Below are 17381 nucleotides of genomic sequence, written 5' to 3'. Positions count from 1 at the left end.
AATGATTGTGGACTGCATAGATAAACTGAGTGAGGAAGCCACCTTAAAAGGCTTCCTCACCACGGCCAATCAACTGTTTGCGAATTCGGTAGCACAGTTGATTGAGCGAGTGTTTCGTAAAACGGATTTTGCATTAAAATCGGTTGTGGACTCTTTGTTTGAACATCAAGGTCCACTTGCCGATCTTTCAGTTCGTTTAAAAGTCCTGCTTGGCTTAGGTGTGATTTCCCCTAAAGTATTTGAAGATATTTCGCTTTTTCTTGAAGTGAAATCCCATTTAAGCGAAGAGGAAGACGATTTTCCTTTCTCCCACCCTGCGGTGGTGCAATTTGCCAAAGATTTAAATCACATTGATTTTTTGCCTATCAACCAATTGCTGAACGTAAAGGCGACAAACGGCAATAAAGATTCAATGTTATTTCAAATGCAGCAAATGCGACTAGAAAAAATGGTACGCTCTAGCCTGATTTTAGCCATTACCGAAATTGATGAGCAGCTTAATGTTGAAAGTCCGCTATAAAGTGAGTTTTCACTTATTTTCCCTCTTTTTGATCTTCTTGGCTTTTTTCTTTTTCTAAAGCGGTGTAATCTATCTCTAACTATTTTGGAGGATATGATTATGCAATCACTTCTTGTTTTTGTACCTGATTTTTTACAGCAACCACTCCTTTGGGTAATGCTTTTACTGGTTTTTGCCATTTGGCAATTTATCCAAAACAAGCTACGTATGGATATTGTTGCCTTAATTGTAATGCTCTTTTTTAGCTTGACAGGCATTTTGTCGGTGAAAGAAGTGCTGGCAGGATTAAGCGATCCAAATGTCGTGTTGATTGCTCTGCTTTTTATTGTGGGAGAAGGCCTAGTACGAACAGGTGTCGCAAACCAAGTGAGTGATTGGCTGATGCGAGTTTCAGGTGCAAGTGAAACTAAAGTATTAGTATTGTTAATGTTTTCTATTGCTTTACTTGGATCTTTTATGAGTTCTACTGGCATTGTGGCAATTTTTATTCCTGTTGTGCTAGCTATTTGTGCTGGAATGGGCATTTCTTCTCGCCGTTTAATGATGCCACTAAGTGTTGCAGGATTAATTAGTGGAATGATGACTTTAATTGCCACGCCTCCAAACTTAGTTGCTCATTCTGAATTAGTTAAATTAGGCTTTAATGGTTTTGGGTTTTTCAGCTTCACGCCAATTGGCTTAATGATTTTAGTATTAGGTATTGGATATATGTTGGTTGCTCGCCGTTGGCTAGATAATGGCGAGCAGCGTGAAGAGTTAAGTACAGCTAAACACTTTTCTATGTCTCATTTAATTGATGAATATCAATTAAGAGGCAGGGCAAAAATGCTATTAGTAGAACCTGACTCAATTTGTGTTGGTAAAACTATTGGGCAATTGGATTTACGCATTGGATATGGTTTGAATATTATTGCCATTCAACGCAATAAACATTTCAGAAAAATCACGATTAATGCCTCTGTGAATGAAATATTCCAACCCAAAGATATTTTACTGCTTGATACCGCTTTAGAGGACGAAGCCTATCAGCAACGTTATGAAGCGCTCAGACTCCGCCCCATTGAGTTAAAAGGCGAATTTTTCTCTACACACTATCGCTCGGTAGGAATGGCGGAAATCTCAGTAATGCCTGAGGCAGAATGTATTGGTAAAACAATTCGAGAGTTAAAGTTTCGTTCAAGATACCATTTAAGCATTGTAGGTTTAAAACGTGGTGATGAAATCATACAAGAAACATTGCTTGATACACCATTAAAATTTGGCGATGTGTTATTAGTCATGGGCGTTTGGCAACAAATCCACCGAATGGACGATGATCATCGTGATTTCTTCTTATTACGAGCTCCTGCGGAAAGCAAAAACGCACCGCCTGCGTTAAGCCAAGCCCCTCACGCATTATTTTCTGTGCTAACAATGGTGATATTAATGATTACAGGCGTTGTGCCGAATGTAATGGCAGCATTGATTGCTTGTTTAATGTTAGGAAAATTTCGCTGTGTAGATGTAAAAAGTGCCTATGATTCCATTCATATGCCAAGCATTATTTTAATTGTGGGTATGATGCCATTTTCTATCGCACTGCAAAAAACGGGTGGGGTAGATTTAACCGTTCGCCTTTTGCTTGATGTGATGCACGGCTCAGATGTGCATTTTATTCTCATCGCCTTATTTGTGTTTACGGCTATTATTAGTGCCTTTATTTCCAACACGGCAACCGCTATTTTAGTGATGCCAATTGCGATCGCAATTGCACAACAACTCGGCTATTCACCTGCTCCATTTGCGATGACGGTTGCTGTTTCAGCCTCTGCTGCTTTTATGACACCAGTATCCTCGCCAGTAAACACAATGGTACTTGCCCCAGCAGGTTATAAATTTATTGATTTTGTTAAAGTGGGCGTGCCGTTTACGGTATTAGTGATGTTGGTTTCGGTATTTGTGATTCCTATTCTTTTCCCAGTTTAAATTTCATTAGATACAAGCGGTCATATTTGGGTAAATTTTTACGAAAATTATTCACAATCCTTTGGCAAATCCAATGTGCAAAAACAATGCTTTTTATGACCGCTTGTTTACCTTATTAAAAGTGTGATCTACCTCTCAAATTTACAAAAATATTTATAACTTGTTGATTTAAAATGATTTTTATATTTTCAGTTTGATTGACTTTAAACTTCCTTAGGAGTACCTTATGAAACGTGATTTTACTATTTGAAATTTTAATTTGAGGTATTCCAAATGACTATTCGAGTTTCTTACGATGACTTAAAAGCCCAATTTAAACGTGTTCTTCTTGCCCGTAATGTGCGTGAAGACATTGCAGAAGAGTGTGCTACTGTATTTGCCGATACGACTCAAGCAGGCGCATATTCACACGGTGTAAACCGTTTTCCTCGTTTTATCCAACAATTAGAAAATGGCGATATTGTGCCTGAAGCTGTGCCGACTAAAGTACTTTCTTTGGGCGCGATTGAACAGTGGGATGCTCATCAAGCAATTGGCAATTTAACTGCTAAAAAAATGATGGATAGAGCGATGGAGCTTGCATCACAAAATGGTATTGGTGTCGTGGCTCTGCGTAACGCAAACCACTGGATGCGTGGCGGTTCTTACGGCTGGCAAGCAGCGGAGAAGGGCTATATTGGTATCTGCTGGACGAACGCTTTAGCTGTTATGCCACCTTGGGGTGCTAAAGAATGCCGTGTAGGGACTAACCCATTAATTATTGCGATCCCCACTACGCCAATCACAATGGTGGATATGTCTTGCTCAATGTATTCTTACGGAATGTTGGAAGTGCACCGCTTAGCAGGTCGTCAAACCTTTGTTGACGCTGGTTTTGATGATGAGGGTAACCCAACTCGTGATCCTGCAACTGTTGAGAAAAACCGCCGCTTAATGCCTATGGGATTTTGGAAAGGTTCGGGCTTATCTATCGTATTAGATATGATTGCAACATTACTTTCTAATGGCGAATCCACTGCTGCGGTAACTGAAGATAAAGATGATGAATATTGCGTCTCGCAAGTGTATATCGCGATTGAAGTAGATCGCTTAATTGATGGCAAAACTAAAGACGAAAAACTTAATCGTATTATGGATTACGTCCGCACTGCGGAGCGAGCAGATCCAGATGTGGCTGTTCGTTTACCTGGACACGAATTTACCCAAATTCTTGCCGATAACAAGGAAAATGGCATTCCTGTTGATGATAGCGTTTGGGAGAGATTACAAGCCTTATAATTTCTGATAGCACCAGCGTGAACGCTGGTGCTAAACACGAAGAATACAAGCGGTTCAATTTCTCTAAATTTTTGCAAAAACGGAGCAAAAAATGTATTTCGGTCATATTTCAAATTACAACCCAGTTCAGTATCCGAAAGTGATTCAATTGGCATTGGATTATCTGAAAAATACCGATTTTGATGCAATGGAGGCAGGCGTTTACGAGCTAAAAGGGCGTCAAATTTATGTGCAGGTGTTAGATTTAGACACTAAAGAAAAATCAGCTTATCAACCTGAAGTGCATCAACACTATTTAGATGTGCAGTATCTGCATAAAGGCGTAGAGTTGATGGCAGCGGCTATTGATTTAGGTAATAATCCTGTGGCTAAGGAATACGACGTAGAACGTGATATAAAATTCTACTCTGCCGTACAAAATGAAAATGAATTCCGCTGCAAGCCAGGTAATTTTGCCATATTTTTCCCTGAGGATACGCACCGCACCGCTATTTTTGCAGGCGAGGCTAAAATCCGCAAAGTTGTGGTTAAAATTGCGATTAGTGAACTCTAGGAGTCTTTATGAAATCCTTTGCTCAATTAGTTGGAAAAATGCTAGAGGCATTTGTGGTGATTATTTTATCTGCAATGTCGATTCTGGTTTTCCTTAACGTAGTGTTACGTTACGGTTTTAATAGCAGTATTAATATCACTGAAGAAATTTCTCGTTTTATGTTTGTGTGGCTGGCATTTTTAGGTGCAGTATTAGCCTTTAGTCATAATCAGCATGTAAGTGTCACGATGCTGACCGAAAAGCTCCCCCCTGTTGCGAGAAAAATATTAAGTATTTTTACCGATCTGGCCATGCTATTTTGCTGCTATTTAATCGTAGATGGTAGTTGGATTCAATTTCAGTTAAATATTAATAATCTTGCCCCTATTTCAGGCTTACCCCAAGGCATTACTTTCCTTGCTAGCACAATTGCTGGTGTGTTAATCGGGATCTTAATTCTTGCGCGTGTTGTAGCAACCATAAGTGTACTTGCAAGAGGAGAAAGTCAATGACTGTCGTAATTTTCCTTTCTGTGTTACTCGGCTCAATTTTACTAGGCATTCCAGTTGCTTTCTCACTACTTGTTTGTGGTATAGCATTAATGGTGCATTTAGATTTATTCGATGCTCAAATTCTTGCTCAGCAAATTGTAAGTGGTGCAGATAGCTTCTCGTTAATGGCGATTCCGTTTTTCATTCTTGCAGGTGAAGTGATGAATGAGGGCGGGTTATCCAAACGTATTATTGATTTGCCGATGAAATTGGTCGGTCATAAGCGTGGTGGCTTAGGTTTTGTAGCAATTCTTGCTGCTATGATTATGGCGAGCCTTTCAGGTTCAGCTGTTGCTGACACCGCAGCAGTTGCGGCAATGCTGTTGCCAATGATGAAAACCACAGGTTATCCGCTGGATAAATCTGCAGGCTTGATTGGTACGGCAGGAATCATTGCTCCAATCATTCCACCAAGCATTCCGTTTATTGTCTTTGGTGTAGCAAGTGGTGTGTCTATTACTAAATTATTCCTAGCAGGCATTTTTCCTGGCATTATGATGGGTATTTGCTTAGCGATGTTATGGTGGTGGCAAGCAAAACGCTTAGATTTAATGACTTTCTCTAAAGCAACAAAAGAAGAACTTTGTATCTCATTTAAAAACAGTATTTGGGCGTTATTGTTACCCGTTATTATTATCGGCGGATTCCGCTCAGGGATGTTCACCCCAACAGAAGCCGGGGCTGTCGCCACATTCTATGCGTTAGTTGTTTCACTTTTCGTTTACCGTGAACTTAAATTTAAAGATTTATACAAAGTCATATTAGCCGCGGCGAAAACGACAGCTGTGGTAATGTTCTTGGTTGCTGCAGCGAATGTAACGGGTTGGTTAATTACGATTGCCGAATTGCCTATGATGCTCACGGATCTTTTAGAGCCATTAATCGAAAGCCCAACCACATTATTATTAGTGATTATGCTCTCAGTATTTATTATCGGAATGGTGATGGACTTAACGCCAACGGTATTAATTTTAACCCCTGTACTAATGCCCTTAGTGCAAGAAGCTGGAATTGATCCAGTATATTTCGGTGTGTTATTTATTTTAAACACCTCAATTGGCTTAATTACGCCACCCGTTGGTAATGTATTAAACGTGATTACAGGTGTATCAAAATTACCGTTTGACCAAGCAGCCAAAGGAATACTCCCTTATATGATAATGATGGTTGCCTTGTTATTACTCTTTGTATTCTTCCCGTCGCTGATTTTAGTGCCGTTAAGCTGGATGCAGTAATGAATTTTTACCCCAATAAGCGGTGACAAATTGTAAAAAATTTGCAAAAAACGACCGCTTGTAAACCATAATGTTAAATCACAGGAGAACCCTATGAAATTATTTAATTTAAAAACTTTAGCAGCATTAGTGGCAGGCATTGCAGTGATGAGTTCTTCAGCAATTGCTGATGTGTCTCTTCGTTTTGGTTATGAAGCGCCTCGTTCAGACAGTCAACATATTGCAGCAAAAAAATTTAATGAGTTGTTAAACGAAAAAACTAAAGGCGAAATCAAATTAAAACTTTTCCCAGACAGCACTTTAGGCAATGCACAAACGATGATCAGTGGAGTGCGTGGTGGTACGATCGACATCGAAATGTCTGGCTCACCCAATTTCACTGGTCTTGAGCCAAAATTAAATGTGATTGATATTCCATTTATCTTCAAAGATCGTGAACACGTTTACAAAGTATTGGACGGCGAAATTGGTCAAGGTTTATTAAAAGATTTAGAATCCCAAGGCTTAAAAGGCTTAGCGTTCTGGGACGTCGGATTCCGTGCATTCTCAAACTCTAAACATTCAGTCACTAAACCTGAAGATATTAAAGGCTTAAAAGTACGTACAAATCAAAATCCGATGTATATTCAAGCGTTTAACTTATTGGGCAGTAACCCAGTGCCAATGCCACTTTCTGAGCTTTACACTGCGTTAGAAACTCGTGCGGTAGATGCACAAGAGCATCCAATTGGTATCTTCTGGTCGGCTAAATTATTTGAAGTACAAAAACACTTGAGCTTAACTAATCATGGCTATACACCGTTAATCGTGGTGATGAACAAAGCAAAATTTGACAGCTTAAGCCCAGACCTTCAAAAGGCATTATTAGATGCAGCAAAAGAAGCAGGCCAATTCCAACGTGATTTAAATGTGAAAAATGAAAAAGAGATCATCGAAAAATTACGTAAACAAGGTATTGAGGTCATTGAACAAATAGACAACGCACCATTTAAAGCGGTTATTGAAGCCGATGTTCGTAAATCATTTATCGAAAAACACGGTGATGAATTATTGAAAAAAGTAGATGCGTTAGCGAACTAATTTGACTTAATTTAATAAGTCTAAAACTCCCTCCAGCGGAGGGAGTTGTTGTATAGACTCTACATTTTTGTAGGAGAAAACAATGAAATTTTTTAACCCAACCGCACAAGCTGAAACTACTTTCCATTTTGCTTATGAAAGCCCTCGCTCCGATATTCAGCATATTGCAGCGAAAAAATGTCATAATTTACTGAAAGAAAAACCTAAATACCACCCCATTCAAAGAGATAGTATTGGCTGAAATTCACAAGCATTTGTTGAGAAACAGCGAACATTCCCTGTTCACTAAAGAGGGATAAAATTAAGCGAATAAATAGTTCGTTTGGTTTGAAAATACAAGCGGTCATAATTCGCGAAGAATTTACAAACAACTTCCTCATAAGGAGGAGAAATGACACAGCCAATATTGAGTATGCATCACATCATTAAACGCTTCGGTAGCCATACTGCGGTGAATGATGTCAGCCTTGATATTCATTCAGGCGAAATTGTTGCATTATTAGGGGAAAACGGTGCGGGTAAATCCACACTGATTAAGATTCTTGCAGGTATTTACCATTGTGATGAAGGCGAGATCTTATTCCACAACCAAAAAATCCAATCAGCGAATGCGATTGAAAAAGGCAATAAAAAGCCGATTGCGTTTATTCACCAAGATCTAGGTTTAATTGAATGGATGACGATTGCGGAAAATATGGCTTTTGTAATGGGTTTTCCTCGCCGCTTTGGCTTAATTGACTGGGCAAAGGTGCGTGAGCAATCCCAAAAAGCCCTCGATTTTGTTGGTATTAAACTTTCTGCAGATACCCGTGTTTTTGATTTGAGCCGTACTGAAAAAGCCTTACTTGCTATTGCCCGTGCGGTTGCAGTCAATGCTGAGATTCTAGTTTTAGATGAACCCACTGCCTCCCTTCCAGCTTCCGATGTAGAACATCTCTTTACTGTCCTTAACCGCTTGCGTGAGCAGGGTGTAGGAATGATCTATGTTACTCATCGTTTAGATGAAGTAATTGCGATTTCTGACCGCATTTTAGTTATGCGTGATGGTTTCCCTGTTGCTGAAGGACAAACCAAACTTTATGATGTGAAAGGTTTGGTGAAAGCGATTGTGGGAGAGGAGAGCCGTGGCAGACAACGAGTAGCTCTACCAACGGATATGCCAGAAATTCTTCATCTTGAAAAAGTTGTTGTTGGCGATACTGGCCCTGTAAACTTCAGCTTACATAAAGGCGAAATGATTGCTCTTGCAGGCTTGCGTGGTGCAGGGCAAGAGGAAATTGGTCGATTACTGTTTGGCGAACGTACGCTTGATCAAGGTGTCATTCAGTTAGACAAGCGGCCATATTTTGCTAAAAATCCGCAAGATGCGATTGCCAAAGGTGTGGCTCTGGTTGCAGGCGACCGTACCCGTGAAAGCGTATTTATGTCAATGACAACGAGTGAAAACTTGTTTATCAATCCAGTACTAAGTGGACATTCTCCGCTCAAACGTTACTCTCGTCGCGAGGAGTGGGGGGAGAGTTGGTATAAATTCCAACTGTTCGATATTCGTCCGAAGAATCTGTTTATTGATGCGAGTGCTTTATCAGGCGGTAACCAGCAAAAAATCGTTCTTGCCCGTTGGATGCACTTAAATACTCCAATTCTGATTTTGGAAGATCCAACAGCAGGGGTGGATGTGGGTGCAAGAGCTGAAATTTACGATTTACTCAATAAAGCATTGGCCGAAGGTGTTGCTATTATTGTGATTTCTACCGATTTTGAGGAAATCGCTCATTTATGTAACCGAGCGTTAGTTTTCAATCGCGGTGAAATTGCGGGCGAACTCCTTAATGAAGAAGTAACTTTTGCGAATTTATTGGCGTTAGCGTCGGATAGTAAATCTAAACAAGCGGTGTGATTTTGCAAAAAATCTACCTATTTTAACCGCTTGTAGGGAGTGGGTCCTGTGCTCACTCGTCAAATCATCTGAGTATCGGGCGGGCACAGGACCTACCCTACGAAAAAATTTATAGGGAGTTTATATGGCTCAAACAAACATCAAATCAACGGCGTTAGAACAACCCGTTTCTATCGCTCGTGATGGCTTTATGGCGTGGTTTTCACAAATGTCCACTCGTTATGGTTTATTAGGTCTTTGTATCCTATTAGTGATTGTTTTCTCACTTACTACAGATTCTTTTGCCTCAATGCTGACACTCAATGCAATTTTAGAAAGTAAATCGAAAATTGCACTTTTAGCTTTAGCAGCAACGACTACGATGATTGTTGGTAAAATTGACCTAAATGTTGGTTTTGGTATTGTGTTATGGCACATTTTAGTTATTACCTTGCAAGTACAATATGGCTTCTCTTGGTATATGGCAATTCTTGTCGTCTTGGTCATCGCTGCTCTTTATGGATTGCTAAATGGAATTTTAGTTGCTTTGGCAGATATTGACAGCTTTGTCGCAACGCTTGGTTCAGGTACGGTGCTTTATGCAGTTGCATTGTGGCACTCAGGCGGGCGTCAAATTGTGGGTGATTTACCAGATGAATTTATCGCACTCAATAGTACGGAGTTTTTCGGTATTCCCATTTCAGCATTTTATGTATTAGCGGTTGCGATTGCATTATGGTTAGTCACCGAGCACACCCCAACTGGTCGTGCAATGTATGCAGTAGGAGCAAACCCAGCCGCTGCTCGTTTAAACGGAATCAATATTAAAAAATACACTATCGTACCGTTTGTGGTTTCAAGTGTCATTACTGCTTTCACTGGTGTACTTATTTCTGCCCAACAAGGTGTAGGGCAGGCAAGTGTAGGTATGGACTACTTACTTCCTGCATTAGTAGGTGCATTTTTAGGAAGTACCACTATCCGTCCAGGACGTATTAATGTGTGGGGAACGGTAGTAGGTATTGCAATTCTTGCTATCGGTATTTCTGGTATTCAACAATTCGGTGGAGCCTTCTGGGTTGAGCCGCTATTTAATGGTGCAACATTGTTGCTTTCTATCACAATCGCAGGCTATGCTCAACGCAAACGCTTGTTAAATCAAAAAGCTGTACAGAAAAAATCAACCAACTAACCCTAAGAGGATTTGATTATGAAACGCACATTTCGTACAACCTTAACCGTACTTGCAACTTTAACCACAGTTGCATTTGGTCGTAACGCTTTTGCGAATGAGGATCCATTCGTACAAGAAGCAAAACAACTTGTCGCAGCGGCTACGGCAAAACAAGAAAAATGGGACGGCCCAAAAACAGGCCCACAATTACAAAAAGACAAAACAGTGATTTTTATCGCCTCAGATATGAAAAACGGTGGTGTACTTGGTGTGATTGATGGTATGAAAGAAGCGGTAGATGTAACTGGCTGGAAGTTAGATGTATTAGACGGTGCAGGTACGGTAAACAACCAATTAGCAGCTCTTAACCAAGCGATTGCTCGTAAACCAGATGCGATTGTTATTGGCGGTTGGAATCCGAATGTGGCGAAAATTCCACTCCAGAAAGCAACTAAAAATAGCATTACACTTGTAGCGTGGCACGCAACGCCAGAGCCAGGTGCAATTGATAAATATGGCATTTTCTATAATGTCACCTCTGATTCTGATGAAATTGCCCGTCTATCAGCGATGCTGGCAGTGGCAGATTCTAACGGTAAAGCCAAAGCGATTATTTTAACCGACTCGCTTTACGAAATTGCACTTCGCAAAGCAAACGTGATGAAAGAAGTGATCGAAAAGTGTAAAGAGTGCAAGGTATTAGAATTTATTGATACACCGCTTGCAGACACTTCAAGCCGTATGCCTAACTTAACTTTCAACTTATTACAAAAATATGGTGATGATTTAGAGTACGCACTTTCGATTAATGACCTTTACTTTGACTTTATGGCTCCTTCTTTACGTACCGCAGGTAAAAATAAACCATTAAGCATTTCAGCAGGTGATGGTTCTGTAACGGCTTATCAGCGTATTCGTAACGGAGATAAACAGTTTGCAACTGTACCAGAGCCACTTAATTTACATGGTTGGCAGTTAGTTGATGAGCTAAATCGTGCTTTTGCGAATGAAAAAGCGTCAGGCTATGTAACACCAGCTCATTTAGTAACCAAAGAAAATGTAGCTTATGATGGCGGTGTAAATAACCTTTACGATCCACAAAATGGTTATAAAGATGCTTATAAAGCGATCTGGGGCGTGAGGTAAAATGTAGGGAAGAATCAAATTCGCCCTTAACAAGCGGTTGGATTTTGCAAAAATTCTGTAAAATGTGACCGCTTGTAATAAAAATAAAAAATGAAGTAATTTCTTCGCTTATGGCTACTGCCAAATCTCCCCTAACCCCTCGTAGCTCAAAGAGAGGGGAGATTTGGCAGAATAGAAACATAGCTGGTAATAAAAATGAGTAATAAATTTATCCCCCAAATTTCCGACCCTCGCTTTGCGGAGCTGGTCGGCACACATTTTGAAATCGAAGAGCTGTTTGACGGAGCAATTTGGGCAGAAGGCCCAGCGTGGAGCAAACCGCAGCAAGCTCTCTATTTCAGCGATGTCAAAGGCTGCACACTTTACCGCTGGACTGAAAAAAACGGCACACAAATTTTCCGCAAACCGTCAAATTTCTCCAACGGCAACGCTTTTGATGCGAACGACAACTTAATTACTTGCGAACACGGTAATCGAGGTATTAGTTTAACGACACCCAGTGGCGAATATCGTTTCTTGGTCGGAAAAATAGACGGCAAAAAGCTCAATTCACCGAATGACGTGGTAGTAAAATCAGACGGGACGATTTGGTTCACCGATCCGCCGTACGGCATTTTGTCCGACAACGAGGGCAAGCAGTCACCAAGTGAAATTATCGGCTGTTATGTCTATTGTTACGACCCGAAAAGCGATAAACTCAACATTGCCACCTTTAACACAATGCGACCAAACGGTTTGGCATTCTCGCCAGATGAAAAACAGCTGTTTGTGGCAGATATGTCAAGTGTGGAGTTTGATGCAGATGGTTTACACCATTTAGTCGTTTTTGATGTAGATGGCAACAAACTTAAAAACCGTCGAGATGTTGTTGAAATAAATCCAGGTATTCCAGACGGTTTTCGCATTAAACAAAATAGCGTGATTTTTTGCTCTTGTGATGAAGGTATCATCGCTCTTCTGGCTGATGGTACAGAACTTGGGCGATTTGTGCTTGGTAAACCAACTTCAAATTGCTGTTTTGGTAATGATGAGCATACACTATTTGTTACTTGCTCAAATAGCGTTTATCGTTTAACAATAAACCCATAAAGATAAAATATTTTTGCCTTTACAAGCGGTTATTTTTTCACAATTTTTTACAAATAATGGATAGCAAAATGAATTACACACTCGGCATTGATTGCGGCGGTACTTTTATCAAAGCCGCACTTTTTGATAATCAAGGGAATATTCAAGCACTTCATCGAGAAAATGTTTCGGTTATTAGCGAAACAGCCGGTTATGCGGAAAGAGATATGCTGCAGTTATGGACTGTTTGTGCTGAGGTAGTGCGTTCAACAATTGAAAAAAGTGGTGTAAATCCAAGTGATATCAAAGGCGTTGGGATTTCTGCACAAGGTAAAGGTGCATTTTTCTTAGATAAACAAAATAAGCCATTAGGGCGAGCAATTTTATCTTCTGACCAACGCTCGCTTGAAATTGTAAAACAGTGGCAAGCAGATGGTGTGCCACAACAACTTTATCCGCTGACTCGTCAGACATTATGGACAGGTCATCCCGTTTCTATTTTGAAATGGGTGCAGCAAAATGAGCCAGAGCGTTACGCACAAGTCGGTTCAGTATTGATGTCGCACGACTATTTGCGTTTTTGTTTAACAGGAGAGTTGCATTGTGAGGAGACGAATATCTCTGAAAGCAATCTCTATAATATGGCAAAAGGTGAATACGATCAAAGTTTAGCTGATTTATTGGGTATGCCTGATGTATTGGAAAAATTGCCACCAGTGATTAAGCCAAATAAGGTTGCAGGTTATGTCACTTATGACGCTGCAAAATTAACGGGTTTAGCTGTAGGGACACCTGTCGTTGGCGGCTTGTTCGATGTGGTCTCAACCGCTTGTTGTGCGGATTTAGATGATGAAACCAAGCTTAATGTTGTATTAGGTACTTGGTCAGTAGTCAGCGGGATTACTGATAATATTGATTTAAGCCAAGCACTGCCGTTTGTGTATGGACGTTATGCCGAACCAGATAAATTTATTGTACACGAGGCGAGTCCAACTTCCGCAGGGAATCTGGAATGGTTTGTGAAGCAGTGGAGCCATTTAAGTTATCAGGAAATCAATGAAGGAATTGCTGCGTTACCTGCTGCACAAAGCTCAGTATTATTTGTGCCATTCTTGTATGGTTCAAATGCAGGTTTAGGTATGCAAGCAAGTTTCTACGGAATGCAGTCTTATCATACGCAGATGCACTTATTACAATCGATTTATGAAGGGGTGCTATTTAGCTTAATGACGCATTTAAACCGTATGTTTATCCGCTTTCCAAAAACCAAAGTATTGCGTGTTACAGGTGGACCAGTTAAATCAAAAGTATGGATGCAGATGCTAGCCGATTTAACAGGAATGAGACTTGAAGTGCCACAAGTAGAAGAAACAGGCTGTTTAGGTGCAGCATTAATGGCAATGCAAGGTGTTGGTTTAGATCTTAACCAAAAGCCAGTATTGAACGCAGAAATGCAAGTATTTGAACCAAATAAAGAAAATTATACCGCTTATCAGACGAAATATCAGCGTTATCAAAAATTAACTGATGCACTTAAAGCGATGATTTAAATGTATTTGCGATTTTACAAGCGGTCTTATTTTATAAAAAATGCGTAAATGATGATTGATTTTTATTATTAAATTGTAATTTATTTTCAAATTAAATGAATAAAGTGTAAAAATAAAGATTGACATTAGGGTATGGAATCGGTATTTTAACAAACGAGACATAAATGAATTATGTTTTATGTCATATTAACTAAATGATAGGGAGAGTAATTATGGCTAAGAATTTATTAGACTCAAAACGTGAAGAATTAACGAATGAAATTCGTGACATTTTAAAAAATGCAGAAGAATTATTTAATGGCACTGCAGATTCATCTACAGAAGAATATAAAAAATTAAAACATAGATTAGCAGAACAATTTGATGATGTTAAATATCGTTTTGCATCATTAAAAGATGATACTATTGATAGTGCTAAAGCAGTTGCAAAACAAACAGACACCTTAGTTCAAGATAACCCATATAAAGCAATTACTGTTGCTGGTGTGGTAGGTTTATTATTAGGTGTTTTAGTTACTAGAAGATAATAATCTTCTTTAGTTAAAATGTTTTAATTGAAGAAATAAGTAGGCCACACCTATATAGGTGTGGCTTATTATTTAATACAAGGAATGATATGTTAGATAATATTAAATCTGGATTTAAAAATAGCCTTGTCACTTTGTTGGAAATTATTCAAGTTCGTGGAGAGATGGCAAGATTAGAAATTAATGAGCAAAAAAATCAATTAGTTTCTGTTTTGGTTTTAGCGTTGTTAATTTTTATATTTTTATTGGTGTCATTTATTAGCTTATTATTTGCCTTAGATAATTATTTATTACCTGAGTATAAAGTTGTTGTATTCTTTGCTATTTCAGGCATAAGTTTATTATTAGTCTTGTTATTTGTATGGGGAATTCTAGCCTCATTGAAAAAACAAGCTAATTTTATGAAAAGTACGTTAGGCGAGCTAAAATTAGATATTGCTGCTTTCAAAAATGCATTAACCTTTAAAGATAATTTTAATGAGCATAATGGGGAATGATGAAATGGAAGATTTAAAACTAACAGAAAAAGAACTTTTAATTATGAAAGGTAGTGCCTTGAGAATGCGTTTTAAAGCCGAAACGCAAAAAACGAAAAACGATATTGTCCAACCTTTTAAACGAGTAAGAAATACAGGTTTATCATTAATTTCATCGCCAATTGGAATGACAGCAGCATTGCAATTTATAAAAAGATTTTTAGGTGCAAAAGGGACTGGTTATTCTATTTTAGGTATGGTTGCCTTATATTTATTGCAGAGAAATAAGTGAATTTCTAGATAATACAAGCGGTTAAAATTACTGAAAAAATTGCAAAATTTTTATAAATTTTAACCGCTTGTTTTTATCTGCCCTAAATAGCCTGTCTTAATTCAAGGACTGAGTGCTTTATTTTATAGAGCTTGGTCCTTTCTTTTCATTTTTATATTCGTGAATTGTTCTATTATGTTTATTCATAAAAAATCTGTACCTTAATCAGCAGTCTAACTTTTGGGGTACAGATTTTTAAGATTGTGATGGATTAAGAGATTAATTGTGGTTGATATTCAACAAGTAAATAATGTTTAGCTACATCAAGAAATTGTGCCACTTGCTGTTGTTGCCAAATATCATCTTTACCCATTTCTTTTGCCATAATAGCGGCAACTTTTACAGCACTGTCAATTGCAGCTCTTGCATCGGTGAAAAGTAATCGAACTCGGCGAGCTAATACATCTTCCACCGTTTGTGCCATTTCGTGTCGAACTGCCCAAATTACTTCTGCAATCGTGTAGTCAAGTCTCGGGTGAATTTTTTCTGCATATTCAGGGTAAGCGGTCATTAATCCACGTAGTTCTGGAATGTCAGCACCGTAAACATAGAGATGATCTTGTAAATTCACCAGCTCGGCAGGAATGTTGCCGTGAATAGATAAATCTACCGTTCTGCAGGGCTTATTGCCCAATTGTGGGTGGGCTTTTAACGCTTCTTCCACGGTATCTTCCGCCATTTGACGATAGGTTGTCCATTTGCCACCTGTAATCGTAATTAAACCACTGGTTGGGTCGGTTAATACTTTGTGGCTACGAGAAACTTCTTTCGTGCTTTGACCTGCTTTTTCAGGTGCAGCAAGCGGACGTTGCCCTGCAAACACGGCTTTTACATCATCACGAGTTGGTTTTTTCGTCAGATATTGCCCTGCCGTTGCTAAAATAAAGTTTACTTCTTGCTCAAGTGGAATTGGCTCGTAAGATGGCTGTTCAATTAAGGTATCGGTTGTACCGACAACTAACACTTCGTGCCAAGGTACAGCAAATAGCACTCGACCATCTGAGGTTTTTGGAATCATCAACGCATCATTACTTGGTAAGAATGATTTATCTAGCACTAAGTGAATTCCTTGGCTTGGCACAACGAATTTTTTTGGACTACCGTGATCCATACTTAGGATATCATTCATAAATACGCCAGTTGCGTTAATTACCGCAGTACCGAATACAAGATGTTCTTGCTGGTTTAACTCATCATAAAAAGTAACACCATCAATTTTTCCCTGTGTGGTTTTATGTAGGGAAGTTACTTTAGCGTGATTAAGTACGGTTCCGCCTTGTTCTACGACTGTTTGTGCCATATTGACTGCTAAACGAGCATCATCAAATTGCCCATCTTGATACACAGTGGCCGCACGTAAACCCAAACTGTTTAATGTTGGTAAACGTCTTTTGGCCTCTGCTTTATCAATATTTTGAGTTTTACCTAAACTTAAATTACCTGAAAGCATATCGTATAAGCCCAAACCTACGCGGTACATTAAACAATCTTTAAGTGTATAATTTGGAATAATAAAGCTTTGATTTTTAAATAGATGAGCTGCATTTTTAGCTAAACGACCACGCTCACGCAATGCTTCTTTTACTAAGGCAACATCGCCATTTGCTAAATAGCGAACACCACCATGTACTAATTTAGTACTGCGACTTGATGTGCCTTTAGCGAAGTCGTGGCTTTCTAATAATAAGGTTTTGTAACCTCGAGAGGCTGCATCTATCGCAACGCCTAAACCGCTAGCACCGCCGCCGATAATGATAAAATCCCATTTTTGTGTTTTTTGCACTTGAGCGACTTGTTCATGTCTTTGCATTTCTTGCTCCTTATGCTCGAATTTGAACTTAATTTTTACTTTATTAGCATAAACGAAAATAAGATGAGTTCAAATAGATTTGTTGAAAATTTAGATCTAAATCACAAAATGCCTTTGTGTTATGACATATATCTATTGTTCTTAATGAGGATTTAATAAAAATTAGTTTAATAAAAGTTGTTGCGATTTTTTCTTTTTCAAACATTTTTGTGCGTAAGAAAGTAAATTTTTTGTGAAATAAATCACATTTTTATAAAAA

The 17381-nt window shown here is 38.9% G+C and carries 16 protein-coding genes and 1 pseudogene; 16 read left to right on the top strand and 1 reads right to left on the bottom strand.

The window, feature by feature from the left end; translation table 11 throughout:
* Position 1: 1 nt before the first annotated feature.
* The 16 genes and pseudogenes from GM698_RS04775 to GM698_RS04700 all read left to right on the top strand — a co-directional run bounded on the left by GM698_RS04775 (position 2) and on the right by GM698_RS04700 (position 15273).
* Positions 2-520, top strand: coding sequence for an MltR family transcriptional regulator (locus GM698_RS04775; RefSeq protein ID WP_159628863.1), 519 nt, complete (start codon positions 2-4; stop codon positions 518-520).
* 99 nt (positions 521-619) lie between these two features.
* Positions 620-2485, top strand: a complete 1866-nt coding sequence (locus GM698_RS04770; protein WP_209289729.1) for an SLC13 family permease — start codon at positions 620-622, stop codon at positions 2483-2485.
* A gap of 279 nt (positions 2486-2764) precedes the next feature.
* Entirely contained in the window at positions 2765-3763 is a 999-nt protein-coding gene (gene yiaK / locus GM698_RS04765; protein WP_159631205.1) for a 3-dehydro-L-gulonate 2-dehydrogenase, read from the top strand.
* Positions 3764-3854: 91 nt separating this feature from the next.
* The gene (locus GM698_RS04760; RefSeq protein WP_176807854.1) at positions 3855-4316 is read left to right on the top strand and encodes a YhcH/YjgK/YiaL family protein; all 462 of its coding nucleotides are present in this window, start codon (positions 3855-3857) and stop codon (positions 4314-4316) included.
* 8 nt (positions 4317-4324) lie between these two features.
* Complete coding sequence (locus GM698_RS04755; protein WP_159628866.1) at positions 4325-4807, top strand: TRAP transporter small permease; 483 nt, start codon at positions 4325-4327, stop codon at positions 4805-4807.
* Positions 4804-6081, top strand: a complete 1278-nt coding sequence (locus GM698_RS04750; RefSeq protein WP_159628867.1) for a TRAP transporter large permease subunit — start codon at positions 4804-4806, stop codon at positions 6079-6081. Before GM698_RS04755 ends, GM698_RS04750 begins: the two co-directional genes overlap by 4 nt.
* A 93-nt stretch (positions 6082-6174) precedes the next feature.
* Positions 6175-7161 (top strand): TRAP transporter substrate-binding protein, encoded by a 987-nt coding sequence (locus tag GM698_RS04745; protein ID WP_176807855.1) that lies wholly within the window; start codon positions 6175-6177, stop codon positions 7159-7161.
* 82 nt (positions 7162-7243) lie between these two features.
* Positions 7244-7363, top strand: a pseudogene (locus GM698_RS04740) (TRAP transporter substrate-binding protein); the annotation flags it as partial.
* A 189-nt stretch (positions 7364-7552) separates the two neighbouring features.
* Positions 7553-9061: a sugar ABC transporter ATP-binding protein gene (locus GM698_RS04735; protein WP_245189289.1), complete on the top strand. Its 1509-nt coding sequence runs from the start codon at positions 7553-7555 to the stop codon at positions 9059-9061.
* 124 nt (positions 9062-9185) lie between these two features.
* Positions 9186-10232 carry an ABC transporter permease gene (locus tag GM698_RS04730; protein ID WP_176812106.1) on the top strand — a complete coding sequence of 349 codons (1047 nt, stop codon included), beginning with the start codon at positions 9186-9188 and terminating at the stop codon, positions 10230-10232.
* An 18-nt stretch (positions 10233-10250) separates the two neighbouring features.
* On the top strand, positions 10251-11360 hold the full coding sequence (locus GM698_RS04725; RefSeq protein ID WP_159628871.1) for a substrate-binding domain-containing protein: 1110 nt from the start codon (positions 10251-10253) through the stop codon (positions 11358-11360).
* Between the two features lie 195 nt (positions 11361-11555).
* On the top strand, positions 11556-12449 hold the full coding sequence (locus GM698_RS04720; RefSeq protein ID WP_209289728.1) for an SMP-30/gluconolactonase/LRE family protein: 894 nt from the start codon (positions 11556-11558) through the stop codon (positions 12447-12449).
* Between the two features lie 56 nt (positions 12450-12505).
* A complete protein-coding gene (locus tag GM698_RS04715; protein ID WP_209289727.1) occupies positions 12506-13978 on the top strand; it encodes an FGGY-family carbohydrate kinase in 1473 nt (490 codons plus the stop codon).
* A gap of 212 nt (positions 13979-14190) precedes the next feature.
* Entirely contained in the window at positions 14191-14505 is a 315-nt protein-coding gene (locus GM698_RS04710; protein ID WP_159628873.1) for a YqjD family protein, read from the top strand.
* A gap of 89 nt (positions 14506-14594) precedes the next feature.
* The gene (locus GM698_RS04705) at positions 14595-15002 is read left to right on the top strand and encodes a phage holin family protein (protein WP_159628874.1); all 408 of its coding nucleotides are present in this window, start codon (positions 14595-14597) and stop codon (positions 15000-15002) included.
* A gap of 4 nt (positions 15003-15006) precedes the next feature.
* Complete coding sequence (locus tag GM698_RS04700; RefSeq protein WP_238336870.1) at positions 15007-15273, top strand: hypothetical protein; 267 nt, start codon at positions 15007-15009, stop codon at positions 15271-15273.
* Between the two features lie 250 nt (positions 15274-15523).
* Here GM698_RS04700 and GM698_RS04695 read toward each other — a convergent pair whose 3' ends face one another.
* Positions 15524-17122, bottom strand: a complete 1599-nt coding sequence (locus GM698_RS04695) for a glycerol-3-phosphate dehydrogenase/oxidase (protein WP_176807861.1) — start codon at positions 17120-17122, stop codon at positions 15524-15526.
* Positions 17123-17381 lie beyond the last annotated feature (259 nt).

The organism is Mannheimia sp. ZY171111 (genome assembly GCF_017750945.1).
Taxonomy (GTDB): Bacteria; Pseudomonadota; Gammaproteobacteria; order Enterobacterales; family Pasteurellaceae; genus Mannheimia; species Mannheimia pernigra.
This window is presented reverse-complemented; position numbering and strand designations above follow the sequence as displayed.

Bases quoted from the DNA above. Each gene is read 5' to 3' on its own strand.
- GM698_RS04775 (WP_159628863.1), top strand. From the start codon at position 2: ATGATTGTGGACTGCATAGATAAACTGAGTGAGGAAGCCACCTTAAAA.
- GM698_RS04770 (WP_209289729.1), top strand. From the start codon at position 620: ATGCAATCACTTCTTGTTTTTGTACCTGATTTTTTACAGCAACCACTC.
- GM698_RS04760 (WP_176807854.1), top strand. From the start codon at position 3,855: ATGTATTTCGGTCATATTTCAAATTACAACCCAGTTCAGTATCCGAAA.
- GM698_RS04755 (WP_159628866.1), top strand. From the start codon at position 4,325: ATGAAATCCTTTGCTCAATTAGTTGGAAAAATGCTAGAGGCATTTGTG.
- GM698_RS04750 (WP_159628867.1), top strand. From the start codon at position 4,804: ATGACTGTCGTAATTTTCCTTTCTGTGTTACTCGGCTCAATTTTACTA.
- GM698_RS04745 (WP_176807855.1), top strand. From the start codon at position 6,175: ATGAAATTATTTAATTTAAAAACTTTAGCAGCATTAGTGGCAGGCATT.
- GM698_RS04735 (WP_245189289.1), top strand. From the start codon at position 7,553: ATGACACAGCCAATATTGAGTATGCATCACATCATTAAACGCTTCGGT.
- GM698_RS04730 (WP_176812106.1), top strand. From the start codon at position 9,186: ATGGCTCAAACAAACATCAAATCAACGGCGTTAGAACAACCCGTTTCT.
- GM698_RS04725 (WP_159628871.1), top strand. From the start codon at position 10,251: ATGAAACGCACATTTCGTACAACCTTAACCGTACTTGCAACTTTAACC.
- GM698_RS04720 (WP_209289728.1), top strand. From the start codon at position 11,556: ATGAGTAATAAATTTATCCCCCAAATTTCCGACCCTCGCTTTGCGGAG.
- GM698_RS04715 (WP_209289727.1), top strand. From the start codon at position 12,506: ATGGATAGCAAAATGAATTACACACTCGGCATTGATTGCGGCGGTACT.
- GM698_RS04710 (WP_159628873.1), top strand. From the start codon at position 14,191: ATGGCTAAGAATTTATTAGACTCAAAACGTGAAGAATTAACGAATGAA.
- GM698_RS04705 (WP_159628874.1), top strand. From the start codon at position 14,595: ATGTTAGATAATATTAAATCTGGATTTAAAAATAGCCTTGTCACTTTG.
- GM698_RS04700 (WP_238336870.1), top strand. From the start codon at position 15,007: ATGGAAGATTTAAAACTAACAGAAAAAGAACTTTTAATTATGAAAGGT.
- GM698_RS04695 (WP_176807861.1), bottom strand. From the start codon at position 17,122: ATGCAAAGACATGAACAAGTCGCTCAAGTGCAAAAAACACAAAAATGG.